The organism is Paenibacillus sp. FSL R5-0923 (assembly GCF_038009145.1).
Classification (GTDB): Bacteria; Bacillota; Bacilli; order Paenibacillales; family Paenibacillaceae; genus Paenibacillus_AQ.
Window position 1 is genome coordinate 1964560 of sequence record NZ_JBBPAT010000001.1, and the last position, 13444, is coordinate 1978003.

General features: G+C 38.9%; 13 protein-coding genes and 1 pseudogene. 11 read left to right on the top strand and 3 right to left on the bottom strand.

Annotated elements, in window-relative coordinates; genetic code table 11:
• The first annotated feature begins 4 nt into the window (after positions 1-4).
• The 5 genes and pseudogenes from MKX35_RS08775 (at position 5) to MKX35_RS08795 (ending at position 5671) form a co-directional block, all read left to right on the top strand.
• A complete protein-coding gene (locus tag MKX35_RS08775; protein ID WP_076300421.1) occupies positions 5-421 on the top strand; it encodes a hypothetical protein in 417 nt (138 codons plus the stop codon).
• A gap of 322 nt (positions 422-743) precedes the next feature.
• Positions 744-1217, top strand: coding sequence for a hypothetical protein (locus MKX35_RS08780; protein WP_076300422.1), 474 nt, complete (start codon positions 744-746; stop codon positions 1215-1217).
• Positions 1218-1436: 219 nt separating this feature from the next.
• The gene (locus tag MKX35_RS08785) at positions 1437-2336 is read left to right on the top strand and encodes a hypothetical protein (protein ID WP_076300423.1); all 900 of its coding nucleotides are present in this window, start codon (positions 1437-1439) and stop codon (positions 2334-2336) included.
• 73 nt (positions 2337-2409) lie between these two features.
• Positions 2410-2825 (top strand): annotated as a pseudogene (locus tag MKX35_RS08790) (phage tail protein); the annotation flags it as partial.
• Positions 2826-3718: 893 nt separating this feature from the next.
• Positions 3719-5671, top strand: coding sequence for an AraC family transcriptional regulator (locus tag MKX35_RS08795; RefSeq protein ID WP_076300424.1), 1953 nt, complete (start codon positions 3719-3721; stop codon positions 5669-5671).
• A gap of 124 nt (positions 5672-5795) precedes the next feature.
• Here the strand turns inward: MKX35_RS08795 and MKX35_RS08800 are convergent, their stop codons facing one another.
• The 3 genes from MKX35_RS08800 to MKX35_RS08810 form a co-directional block, all read right to left on the bottom strand.
• On the bottom strand, positions 5796-6965 hold the full coding sequence (locus MKX35_RS08800; protein ID WP_076286000.1) for a DUF4179 domain-containing protein: 1170 nt from the start codon (positions 6963-6965) through the stop codon (positions 5796-5798).
• Entirely contained in the window at positions 6952-7485 is a 534-nt protein-coding gene (locus MKX35_RS08805) for an RNA polymerase sigma factor (RefSeq protein ID WP_076286001.1), read from the bottom strand. Before MKX35_RS08805 ends, MKX35_RS08800 begins: the two co-directional genes overlap by 14 nt.
• 283 nt (positions 7486-7768) lie before the next feature.
• Entirely contained in the window at positions 7769-8812 is a 1044-nt protein-coding gene (locus MKX35_RS08810; protein ID WP_076300425.1) for a helix-turn-helix domain-containing protein, read from the bottom strand.
• A 365-nt stretch (positions 8813-9177) separates the two neighbouring features.
• On the opposite strand from MKX35_RS08810, the gene MKX35_RS08815 reads away from it, so the two are divergent.
• The 6 genes from MKX35_RS08815 (at position 9178) to MKX35_RS08840 (ending at position 13362) form a co-directional block, all read left to right on the top strand.
• Positions 9178-9468: an ArsR/SmtB family transcription factor gene (locus tag MKX35_RS08815; protein WP_042194449.1), complete on the top strand. Its 291-nt coding sequence runs from the start codon at positions 9178-9180 to the stop codon at positions 9466-9468.
• Between the two features lie 16 nt (positions 9469-9484).
• Entirely contained in the window at positions 9485-10483 is a 999-nt protein-coding gene (locus tag MKX35_RS08820) for an NADP-dependent oxidoreductase (RefSeq protein ID WP_076300426.1), read from the top strand.
• Between the two features lie 155 nt (positions 10484-10638).
• Positions 10639-11283, top strand: a complete 645-nt coding sequence (locus tag MKX35_RS08825) for a hypothetical protein (protein ID WP_076300427.1) — start codon at positions 10639-10641, stop codon at positions 11281-11283.
• Between the two features lie 150 nt (positions 11284-11433).
• The gene (locus MKX35_RS08830) at positions 11434-11991 is read left to right on the top strand and encodes an RNA polymerase sigma factor (RefSeq protein ID WP_076300428.1); all 558 of its coding nucleotides are present in this window, start codon (positions 11434-11436) and stop codon (positions 11989-11991) included.
• The gene (locus MKX35_RS08835) at positions 11988-12935 is read left to right on the top strand and encodes a hypothetical protein (RefSeq protein ID WP_076300429.1); all 948 of its coding nucleotides are present in this window, start codon (positions 11988-11990) and stop codon (positions 12933-12935) included. The genes MKX35_RS08830 and MKX35_RS08835 overlap by 4 nt, the downstream gene beginning before the upstream one ends.
• Positions 12936-13038: 103 nt before the next feature.
• Complete coding sequence (locus MKX35_RS08840; protein WP_076300430.1) at positions 13039-13362, top strand: hypothetical protein; 324 nt, start codon at positions 13039-13041, stop codon at positions 13360-13362.
• Positions 13363-13444: the final 82 nt, after the last annotated feature.

Genomic DNA, 13444 nt, shown 5'->3' on the forward strand with positions numbered 1-13444 from the left:
ACGTATGGCTATCACAAAGGATGAATCTAACTGGCCGATTATAAGCCTAAGTCTGGGAGAAAATTTTGATCAGGAAACGGTAGAGGAATATATCGCTTATTGGGAAGAATTGCTCTACCGTCAATCCCCCTTTGGTCTGATCATGCTGCATTCTTCAGAGAAGAACGTACGTCCGGAGCGTGCAGTCACACAGCTGTATATGAACTGGTGCAAGAGGAACAAACATGAAATTGCTCAATATTGCTCAGGCATCGCGGTTGTAATGCAGAACGCCAAATTGCTCGCTCTTTACAAGCCGGTTACGGCAGTGTCTACTAAAAGAACCTACGGCTGTCCCGGAGGCGCCTTCGCGAAAGAGGTTGAGGCTGTAAAATGGCTGGAGGAGCAACTGGCTCAAGCATCATCTGTTGCGAAAATTTAATATAGTCGGCTATATCTTCGAAGCGGCAAGTTTAAGCCCTCTTCACCCTTTAGGGTGGAGAGGGCTTTTTATCTAGGGATCCGGTAGTTTTGCTACTTATGGACGTTCTACTCTTGGCATAGAGAAAATTAATCCAACTCGTTGAATATAACTATCTGTGCAAAGAATGGAGGCTTTTTATGTGCTTTCATTGTTATAGAAAGATAAGAATCCGCCAACCCCTCACAACCAACATGTCAGAGTAAGCTTTTTTAAATATAAATGGCGTGTGTTGAATGAAGATAAATAATAATTATTTGAAAGAACAATTAAAACATGTATATTGGCTAATGGTGGACCTTGTGCTGGAAAGACTATTATAACCAAGAAGTTTGTAGAGGAACATTGCCAATGGTTATTTCAAGTTGTCGAAGAGATGATGGATTTCTTTATTATTGACTTGCTGAAGTTACCTGATGACAAACCAATCATAATAATAGATTTAGGAATAATGCCTGAATTTATATTACTGTTTATCCCGGAAGAGAGAATGATATGTTTTTATACGTCCGATGCGGAGATAGAGAGATTATATTACTTTAGAGAAGACTATAAGATGATTCTGGACTGCATTAACGCTTATACGTTATATCCAGAAGAAACAATTAAACACAGTAATAAATCTATGATTAAGTTCTCCAATGAAATAAAGAATGTTTGCACTAAGCTGGGGATCAAAACCATAGAAAGAACACCAAACATGAGCGTAGAAGAACAATTTAGGTTAGTTCGTGAACATTTTAAAATGTTGGGATAACTGAAAGGTATACCTACTCAAAGAAACCATTCCTTTGTCAGGAATGGTTTTTTCATAATATTTTGCGATCATCTAGTTGACCTAATGTTTAACATGATATCTTCCTTTAGGTACTACCAAAGGGGAATTTATACATAACTAGAAAAGTACACAGGTGTGCCCGTATAATAAATAGGAGCAAGTAATTGGCAGTAGACTGATGATGAGGGGAGATAAGACATGTTTTTCTTTAAGAAAAATAAAGGCATCACAAAAGAGGAACTGCAGGCCTTGGTTGAAGGCTTGGAGCAGTCTTATATGGATAAGGATGAAGAAGGTTTGAGCAAAAAATTTCATCCAGATAAGAGGGGAATGTCCTTTTTAAATCACTTTCAATTAATGATGACATTTCAAATCTATAATATAAAATCTGAAATTCTCGAATTTGAATTGCTGTCAATGGATGCCACTAACGCAGTCTTTACATACACTCGGAAGCATATTCATACCTGTGTCAACCCCGCCGATGAACGTGAGGAAAAAAGAAATCAAATTATCAGTTATTACGTTGAGGCTGTGAAGGAGAATGGTTCGATTTGGATTACGAGGTACAGCCCTTATAGCACGATTTTTGTAGATAAGAAGGGTGATTTCCTTAGTGGTGTGGATGCGGTCATTCCTCCTGGAGAAGAGATCAATTCAGGTATTGCGCGATTCATCCCGTATTTTCAGCTTGACAGCTATGTACCTGCAACATTCCATGTCTACAGTAACAGTCAATTTATCGGATATTATCCGCTAGGAGAATACCATCGGTACGAACCTTCGCATACGTTCACGATTAATTATTTTGATAAGATAGAGGCATCTTCTGTAGAGAAGCATACAGCGGATTATATCTCCCAAGAGACCTTGTTGACCGCTCAAGTACTGCATCAGACTGATAATAGCTCTGTAGTTGAGACGCAGTTGATGAGCAATAATGTATTAGAGCATGAACTTGTTACTAGCCTGCTTACCAAGAATGGCTTCTACATGATTAGATTTCTGTATGGCAAAGGGGAGCCGATGCCGCCAGAAGAGCGAGAAAAGTGGGAGCGTGAGATGGTCACTTTAATAGAAAAAGAGCACAGTAGTTAACTCAGAAACTTGCCGTTACAGACAGCACGCGAACCGTATCATAAGTAACGATAAGTTTTTTTGGTAATGAGAGACACCTGTAGTAGATGCGCTTGCTGGTTTGCGAGCTAATGAAGCCCGTTACTTTATGAATAAATACAAGCATGAATTTGCGGTCGTACAAGCCAGCGAAAGTCAGGAGACCCTTGATTATGTGACCCGAATTTTAAAAGATGAACGTGATATTGAGTTTGCGGCCAAACCTTTAGAAACGTCGCGTTTTCAAGTGGAAAATATTAAATTTGCTTATGTCTTTTATGAGGACGATCTTGCGGTCAACGTTATGTATACGGTTGATGCCCCTAAGAAGCGGGCTGTTTTGGTTTTAAGCTTTCTGAGGGGATGGAGATACCAAAGGAGCTAGAAGAGAAGTTTAAGTTTGCTAGGCAGAAGTCCAAGCTAGCTGGAACATTTCGGGGTTCGTTTTTTGTAATTATAAAAGAATATTAAAGTAAGAAAAATTGCAACTTAGATGAATCATCAAAGAAAGGGCCATCCTGTAAAAGGATGGCCCTAAATCTTGCCAGTATAGATGATTTGCGTAGGTTATCTATGGGAAAGACCTCCCAGTCAAGAGGCCGAATTTATCATTTGAGCAACGAAAACTTGAGTAGCGTGCGTACTTCACAATTATTTTGCATGAGTAGCTAGTATGGTGGAATGTAAGGTATAAATACCGTAGAAATGAGCTGAGGTAGCTAGTATGGTGAAATGTACGGTATAAATACCGTAGAAATGAGCTGAAGTGGCTGGAACGGTGGAATGTACGGTATAAATACCGTAGAAATGAGCTGAGGTGGCTAAGATGGTGAAATGTACGGTATAAATACCGTAGAAATGAGCTGAAGTGGCTAGAACGGTGGAATGTACGGTATAAATACCGTAGAAATGAGCTGAGGTGGCTAAGATGGTGAAATGTGCGGTATAAATACCGTAGAAATGAGCTGAGGCAGCTAGGATGGTGAAATGTAAGGTATAAATACCGTAGTCGCTATTGGCATAAAATACAACAAACTTCAGGTTTTGTACATTAGCGGACTATTATAGTTCGGTGTTAACTTTCTAAAAAACACTTCTCCTTAACTGTAACTATTAATGTTAGTGATTTAGGTAATAAAAGAGTTAGTAATTTATTTCTTGGAGGATAGCTGTGGCATGCTTAGCAATGGCTATATCGACTTGATTGGAGGTTCTCTGGGAGCGTCAGATTTGATCTATTAAAATTGGTTTGAATAGTCACCTATCATTTGACAATGATAATGGTTATCGTTTACGATTTTGGCTTGTATAGGGATTTGCAGCTGCAAAGGATTAGCATGCTATTGGAATTGGGAGGATTAACAGTGAATTGGGAAGAATACATCCAGATATGGGACACTTCATGGATTCAACTGGTGGATATTCGCCAACATGTGATACGTAGACAGAGTAAGCAGCAACATATACTCCCAGCTAGTTGTTTTATATTTGTCGTGCGAGGGCAAGGTGTGATCTGGTTGGATGGTAATCGGCATCCATTAGAACGATTCTTTGTCTTACATGCGGGAAAAGGAAGTAGCATTAAGTTCGAGGTTGGACATGAGGATGTAACCTACTATTACATTTTATATAGAGGTACTATTTCTACTAAAGCTAGTAAAACAATATTGAAATCCTATCATATAAATAACCCTTTTCATTTGCAATACGCATGTAAACCTATTTCTCCGGTTGTTTTATATCGTCATGCGGAATCGATGTATGAGGAATGGAATCGCAGACCGGCTATGGAACGATTCCAAGCGAAAATCCACTTCTATCAGTTCGTACATACACTTGTACAGCAGTTACAGCTTCAGGTAGTTGCACCCAAAGACACAGATTTAGTGGAACAGATCATTCAATACATTCACAAACATTATTATGAACCTATCTCACTTGAATCTATGGCAGAAGTTTGGAATTATAGCATTCAATATTTATCGAGGCAGTTCAAACGCCGGACAGGGAGAAGTCCCATCGAATATGTAATTCAGACGAGGATGGCTAAAGCGAAGGAATTACTGATTCAAACTGATGCCACCGTACAGGAAATCGCTGTAAACGTAGGTTATAGTGATGTCTTTTATTTTACCCGTCTGTTTAAGAAGCAGGTTGGGACGACGCCAGTTCAATACAAAAATAAGGTGAAGACAGGTTTGATCGTTTCAGATAGTCCATGGCAAGAGTTCTTATCCTCCATGGGCAAATATTCTTCTGCTTGTTATATTGATGATGATAATCATTATCAATTAAAACTTGAAGGGGATAAACAGATGTTAAAGGGGATCGAAACGAAAAAAGGATTAATGTTAATGCTTGTGCTTACACTGTTACTTGCAGCTTGCGGAAATGGGAACACTAGCCGTAATAGCAATGCGGGAGCAGAACCAACACAAAGTAAACCTTCCAATCAGGCCATTGAAAAAACGGGTTTGCGGAAAATAGCAACGGTCATGGGGGATGTTAATGTTCCAGCCAATCCCCAACGTGTTGTAGTTGATTGGGATTTGGGGCCAGTCTTGGCCGTTGGGGTAACACCGGTTGGAGCATCAAATACCCAACTGGAGTATTCTCAGTTTCTCAAACCTTTCTTAGATGAGACGGTACAAGATATAGGGGCAGAAGGAAGTATTTCTTTTGAGAAAGTATTAGAGCTAGCGCCAGACGTCATCATAACGTGGAATAAAGATGCTTATAGTAACTATTCTAAGATCGCACCGACCGTATTATTTGATACAAGTAAATACGCAACGATTCAAGAAGAGATTACAGCTATGGGAGAAATCCTTGATCGAGAAGAAGAGGCTAAACAGTTTGTGGCAGATTTCGAAAAACGTAAAATAGCTGCCCGCGAAAAAATTAATAATGTAATTGCAAAAGATGCAACTATTTCTATCGTAGATTATATCACGGTAGAGAAATTTTTAATGGTCATTGGTAATCAGGGTGAGAGAGGCGGCAGAGCTACTTACGATATTTTAGGTCTGAATCCCGCTCCAAAAGTTCAAAGTGAAATCATTGATAAGGAAATGAGCCGTGTTGAAGTTTCTTGGGAAACGGTAAATGATTATGTAGGTGACTACGTTATTGTCCTTACCGTAAAGGACAAAGAACCGCCTAAGTTGCCAGCAACCTGGAAGATGTTGGATGCGGTCAAAAACAATCGAATTATTGAGATTGATATGGAAAAATATTTTGCTGCAGATTCATACTCCTCCTTGTTACAAGCTGAAGATATTGCCGACAAATTATCGAAGCTGGCTTCATCAAAATAACCTTATTGGATTGAACCTACCTGAAGTCATTTTAAATAAAAAGACGAAGCCATTTATGGCTTCGTCTTTTGTAGGTTTGCATACTTTTTTAATGCTAGAGAATATTGTCCTTTTTACAAATGAACTATTGCACCGAAAGTACAGTCTCCAGCTCAGGGATATATTCCTTGACCATATTGTTGTCTTCCCACAGTCCTGTAGTCCCAGCTGGGGCTTGACCTTCTGATACGACTAAGTATGGTTTGATGGTTACGGTACTCGGTACAGTCTTGAAGGGTTCAAAACGAATATTATAAGATTCGCTTAAGGGTTGAGCACCAACGGGCTTCAGTTGAACGCCACGTTCATCCACAATGTCAAACTGAAGAGCGATGACGCCCTCGTTAGCACCCTTATATTTCGAAGGGATAGAAGCGAGCATTTCTTCTACGCTCTGGCCAGGTTTGGTTTTGTACTCAACGGAGACCTGGGTTGTAATTGGGGTGATTTCCACCTTACTGATCTGCAAGTTAATGTTATCATGATGCTTGGTTTCCTCTGAAGTTAGAGTGGTAAAAGGCGTTGATTTTGTAACGGGCAGAACGAATTCGAACGGGACATCGTAACCCTTTAACGTTACATTTACAGTCAAGTCAAACTGATCAGGGAACTGGACCGTCTGTGTTGTTGTACTCGGCTCATAATAAGTGTTCAAAACCTGAACCATTATGCTGGAAGCAGCCTCACCATCCATGTGTTCGTAACTCCAGAGCAGAGGTTGGCCTTTATAGAGAACCTCAAACGTATCCACCGCCCCTTTATTGGCATCTGAAGGCGGCGAATTGGGCTCCGAAGCCAGACGGTTTCCAGGAGTGGTTATATTCATAAGAATTCGGGTTCCGTCAAATAACAACGTTGGAATATTCATAGTCACATCGCCATGGGTCACGCTTTGGTTTACGTTTGTGATGAAATCCTCGGCTTGTTGAACACCGGGATCTAAGTTCTTTTCACCCCATAATGAATAGATTTGTCCCAGAACCGGAATTTGCTTGAGTGCATCAGCCATTGCGGGCGATACAAAGCCGGAAGACAGGACTGTAACTCCAAGGATTGCAGCGGCTGCAGTGGAAACCCACCATTTATTAAAAGTTTTGGATACATCTATCTTTCTCTGAACGGGGGAAATGGAATTATCGGTTTCCCTGATGATTTGGTAAGTCTCATTCAGCTTGGAGCGGGCAATATCCGATAACTGATCGGGAAGTAGGCTTTGGCAGTTCTTTAATTGTTCTTCTAACTTAGTATTTACCATGTCGCAACTCCATTTCTTGATTGAATTGAGATGAATGCTTTAGCTTTTTGCGGGCGCGATGCAGCCGGGTCTTCACGGCTACCGTAGAAATTTCGAGAATTTCGGAAATTTGACGGATCGACATGTCCTGTAAGTAATGAAGGTGAATGACAATCCGTAGATTCTCCTCAAGATGTTGAACGGCGTCCCATAATTCGATTTTCTCATAATCCTTGGAAATGGAAGGGACTTCGGGAAGCTCTCCATAAGGGAGGGCTCTTGCGTTGTTTTTGATCATTTTGTTGCATTCATTAATCAGGATCCGGAAGATCCACGTTTTGAAAAAAGCGGGCTCTCTGAGTGTATGGATGGACTTAAAGGCTTTAAGCATCGTCTCTTGCAGGGCATCTGCACAATCTTCGTCTTTGTTGACGATGGACCTTGCAGTTCTATATAAAGGTAACTCTATCTCCTGCATCAACTGCACGAATGCTTCTGGGTCCCCAGCTTTGGCTTTGACGACAATAGGATTAATATGCAAAGATTTTTACCTGCTTTCTTGACTAAAGTCTTAGGATGTTCGTAACGTTACTTAAATATTAGATCGGATAGGTAGCTAGAAGGTTACAACGAAAGAAAACCTAAGATATCCGAAGACTGCACCGCTTGGGCAAAATCAGGACACACGGGATTCTCTAAGCATTCTGGGTTCACAAAATAATGTAGTATCTGGTGGGGCAGTTTTGCTACTGAAAGCAAAAGCCCCCTCCGCCGTTTTGGCGGAAAGGGCCAGTCGTCCATGTTATTTGGTATTTTTAATAATGTTAGGTTTGTTTATTCAACAGTATCTTTAAATTTTCTATTTCTCTCTTATGAAAATCAACGGTCTTACCCTCTGTGACTCTCCAGTCCCTTTCTAGCAGCTCAATTATTTCGTGATGCTTTTCAATAGACTTATCATATTCCCCTTTTATTATATATATATGAGAAATGGCTTCAAATGCATCTGTATACTTTGGACTTGGCTGTAGTTCGTAACCTTTGGAATAGTATTCTATGGCTTCGTCGTACCTGCAAAGTTTAGCCATACAGTCTCCTCTGGAGGACCATGCAAGCCAATCCTCAGGATACAAATCAGTCATTTGCTCCCAGAGAGCCAGCGCCTGAGAAAGGTCGCCCTCTTCCTTGCATATCAGCCCTCCATATTTTTGATATAAATGACCAGGATGGATTTGGTTCAATTGTTCCAGAATTTCTTTTGCTTCAATACATCTGCCGTCTGCGATTAAGTAGTTCATAAGCCAAACATAAGCCTGCCAGTAATTCGGGTGATTCGGCACGAAATTCTTATAATACGCAATGAGTTTATGGTGATTTGAAAAGTTCCAATCAAAAATGATTCCATTCTCCGCATCTCGCAAGGCATTATGATTACTTTTGCTGTCCGGAGCTAATAGCAGCGCATCCTTGGCATAATGGGAAGCCAATTCACGGTGCTCATCTGAACGATGAATGTGTAACTGAGCTAGCAAGGTGAGGGATGGGGATTTTTTTTGCGCATCATTTAGTTTTCCTTTTAAAAATTGTTCAGCATAGTTAAAATCGTCTTCGGATATAAAATGTTCAGTACTAATCATATTTCCAATTCGTTCTAAATGGGTATCATCGGTTAATGCAAATAATTCATCAATTGTAACACCAAAAATCACGGATAAATCAGGAAGAATCTGAATATCAGGCATGGTTACATTGTTTTCCCACTTAGATACTGCTTGGGATGACAGATTCAGTTTTGCTGCTAGTTCTTCCTGAGTTAGTCCTTTTTGTAATCGTAGTGTTTTGATTTTTTTTCCTATCTCAATATTCATTTGGATAACCTCCAATTCGTATCATTTCGACTAGTCAATTGAATTATAACTTTTAGTATAAAATATCCTCAATGACCGCTTGGTTAAGCGGATTAACCTATCAGGTTACCTTGGTAGGACGTTGGTTCAATTTATAAGAAGGGCGATTTGAGATTTATCGACAATTCTCCTCTGCGGGTTGGAGGTGAAGAAATGTAAAAAATTTACTTGTGATCTCGATTTTCTTTCTCAAGGTTGCGGAGCATATCTTGTTATGACATACTCGTCAGCAAATGGTTCACTAAGTTAAACGATTGAACGAAACGAAAGCGGTGAGAATCATTAATAAACAGCAACAAGTCGAAGTCATCAAAGACGATTTCAAGATGTGCCAGAAGGTCTTTTTAGCTATTGGTAATGAGACAAGACAATCTATTATTACTGTACTTATGGAGACTACCTGTACGAACGGGTTACGCGTAGGTGAGATTACTGAAAAAACGCATCTATCACGACCTGCTGTTTCCCATCATCTAAGAATCTTAAGAGAAGCCGGAATTATAATGGTGAGGGAAGAAGGCTCTAAAAATTATTATTTTATGGACGTTAGAACAAAATTAGGAGTGTTAAAAAATCTTATAAACCATCTCGATGAATTTATGGAACAATATTATTAGAATTGGAGGTTTCTTAATGAAAGCGATGATCATTGAAAAATACGGAAAAAGTCCTCTTCTAATGGCAGACATTCCAACACCTTCAGTAGGTGATTATGATGTGTTGGCAGAAATCCATGCGGCGAGTATTAATCCTATCGATTTCAAGGTGCGGGATGGCAAAACTCGTATGTTGTTGAAATACGATATGCCGCTTGTGTTAGGAAATGATTTTTCAGGTATAGTCACCAAAGTAGGAAACAAAGTAACTAAATTCAAAATAGGCGATGCAATATACGGACGGCCAAGAAAAAATAGAATTGGAACCTTCGCAGAATATATATCCATACATGAGGACGATATAGCCTTAAAGCCACAAAATCTTTCCTTTGAGGAAGCGGCGTCAATCCCATTAGTCGGGCTTACATCCTATCAAGCATTACATGATATATTAAAGCTATCGGCAGGGCAAAAGGTATTGATTCAAGCTGGTTCGGGCGGCGTTGGGACCTTTGCTATCCAGCTTGCTAAAGCGATGGGAGTTTATGTAGCTACAACTACTAGCGATGCTGGAGCTAATCTGGTCAAATCTCTTGGGGCCGATCAAATAATCAATTATAAAACAGAACAATTTGATAAGGTCTTACAAAATTATGATGGAGTATTCGATACGATTGGCGGAGAGACATTAGAAAAGGCTTTTAAAATAGTCAAACCAGGCGGACAAATTGTATCGGTTTCTGGGCTGCCCAATGCACGCTTCGGAGTTGAATATGGGTCTGGTTTTATAAAAACGAGTCTTTTTCGATTGGTTACTCGTAAGCTAACAAAATTAGAAAAGCAATATAATGTCAAATACAGCTTCTTGTTCATGAAACCTAGCGGCAGACAACTGGAGATCATTTCGCAGCTTATAGAAGCAGGGAAAATAAAGCCTGTAATTGATCAAATATTCTCTTTCGAAGAAGCTCAGAAGGCGATGGAGTATTCCGAATCGGGCAGGGCAAAGGGAAAGATCATATTAAAGATAAAGTGACAGGGAATTTAACCCAACTCATAGAATATAACTACTTGTGTCAAGAAAGGAGAATTCTATGTGTTTTCACTGTTATAGGAAGATAAGAATCCGCCACCTCTCCGAAACCAACGTGTTAAAGTAAGATACTACACAAATCATATGGGGTGTACCGGATGAAGATAAATAATAATTATTTGAAGGAACAATTAAAACATGTTTACTGGCTTAATGGGGGGCCTTGTGCTGGGAAGACTACCATGACCAAGAAATTTGTAGAGGAGCTAGGCTTTCAAACATTGGGGGATGATGTCTTAAAATACAGACCATTCACTAGTCCTGTTGAATACCCTGCCCTTCAATTTCCTAATCCTGATTTGGATTGGAATGAGTGGTTCAATAAACCCGTAGATGAGCACTGCGAGTGGCTATTTCATATCGTCGAAGAGATGATGGACTTCTTTATCATTGATTTGTTAACAATGCCTAATGATAAACCAATTATAATAGATTTAGGAATAATGCCTGAACGTATACTACCGTTTATTCCAGAAGAGAGAATGATTTGTTTTTATACGTCCGATGAAGAGATAAAGAGATTATATTACTTTAGAGAAGATCATAAGATGATTTTAGATTGTATTAACGCCTACACGATAAATCCAGAAGAAACGATTAAACACGGTAACAAATCTATGGTTAAGTTCTCCAATGAGATTAAGACTGCTTGTAATAAAATGGGGATCAAAACCGTTGAAAGAATACCAAGTATGAGCGTGGAAGAACAATTTAGGTTAGTTAGAGAACATTTTGGATTGTAGAGATGACGAAAAGGCAGATCTATTACAAAGACCCCTTCCTTGTTTAGGAGGGGGTTGTCTTTATATATTGGTATAAATTTTAATATAAGTGCAACCCATCCTAGGAATTCTCTACTATATAGATAAGAGTGTTTAAAAGGAGAAAAACGAATGGAAGACCAAGGAATAATCCACCTATACTTACAGCGTTCACAACAAGCTATTTTAGAGACTAAAAATAAATACGGGGCTTACTGCAGAGTCATTGCAAGAAACATTATTTCAAATTTCTCGGATGTTGAAGAATGTGAGAACGATACATACTTAGCGGCATGGAATGCGATACCGCCTAATCTGCCTAGGAATTTTTCGGTATTTTTAGGGAGGATCACCCGTAATATTGCGCTTGATAAGTATGGTTATAATACAGCGAAAAAGCGTAATCGTGAGTTTGAAGTCATTCTAACGGAACTAGAAGAATGTCTAGCTTCGCCTGATACTGTAGAAACAGAGTATGAAGAAGGTGAGATCGCAAACTTAATAAATCAATTTTTATATGGCATAGATGAGCAAGCGAGAAACATATTTATTGGAAGGTACTGGTATTCCTATTCAATAGATGAGCTTTCTATGAGATTTAATATGAGTAGTAGTAAAGTGAAATCTATATTATTTAGGACAAGAAATAAACTTCGAGTTCATCTAGACAAAGAGGGGGTTAACCTATGAAAAAAGAAGATTTATTTAAGGAGATCGGACTCATTGATGAAAACTTAATTGAAGCGGCTGGGCACAATGGAACAGAGAAAAAGAAAAAAGGAATTTCTAAAAAGTGGGTTATTTTGGTTGCCTGTCTTGTCCTATATAGTTCAACCGCTTCAGCTTTATTAGCAACAGAATATTATAAAAATCAAAATTCAGAACCTTACATACGTTATTTAAATGCTGAAGACATGGAGTTAGAGCCTGCTACTCAATATGATGCGGAAAAATTTCTACATGCTTTAAAAAGTGATAATAATGAATATGTATATATTGCTATTAATAGGCTGGTAGAAAGCTTTAATGATCCCACGTTGAGAGTAAAAGCGTTAAAACAACTTCAGCCATTTATAAAAAATGAGAATCAAAAAATCGCTGATGCGGCTGCTTTTGCCGTAGATATTTTGTCGAAAAGTTATCGGAGCCCTTATATTGTTAAGCTAGCAGACGGAAGTATGATATTTACGTTGTTTAATAATTATTCGGATTATGGAAGTCAAAATGTCATTTGGAGAATAAAAGACAATGTGCTTAAAGAATATTTAAGTTTTTCTGCACCATCTATGTATATTACAAAAATTATCCCTTCTCCAAATCATAAGTTAATTGCGATCGTAACATGCTCTAATAAAAGTAATTTCGTTCAAATTAGCAATATTGAAGAGGGAATGACAAGTCCAGAGTTAATAGAATCTGCAAGAGTCAAATATGGTGCACAAAAAGAACTAGATACATGGATTCGCAACGATCATGAGAATTATAGCTATGCTGATAACCTGGTGTGGAAAGACAATGATACATTAGTATTTGAAGGTTCTCTTGCCTACCAGAATACTGAGATTATTGAGAATGTTACTGTGAAATATCAGTTTAGTAAAAAGATAATAGAAGTAAAAGAGAAGGGGTTGTGACCATCGGATAAACGTACTTTTTTTTCTTGTCCACATTTATACCTTACCAAAACGATGGAATTGCATTTAATGAATAATATCGATAATAAGGGAGGTTTTGAGGATGGGAAATAGAAAAGCTGGCGGTTATGACCCCGTACAGATCTTTAACTCCACATCGTTTAATGCATTTGGAAAAGTTGAATATGCATCCATCTTATGTAGTGATGACAATTATAATGTTCAGCGTGACGAGACTTGGAAAGCTTCTAGCCGTGGAGTCTGTTTGGTGACTAGAATCACTGCAACGGTTAGAACACCGAGTGGAAATATTCAAGCGGAACCTTATACGTCTTCCGGCACTTCTTACAGCCAGTTTGCCATTATACAGGTAGGGGTAAATAAGTTCCAAGTGACGCGTGTTGTAAGTAACAAAAGACGCAAGTAAAATTGCAAGCGGGGGATTATCAAGGATAGGCACCAAACATGAAAAGACGACAGGCCAAAGATAAGAGGCTGGTCGTCTTTTT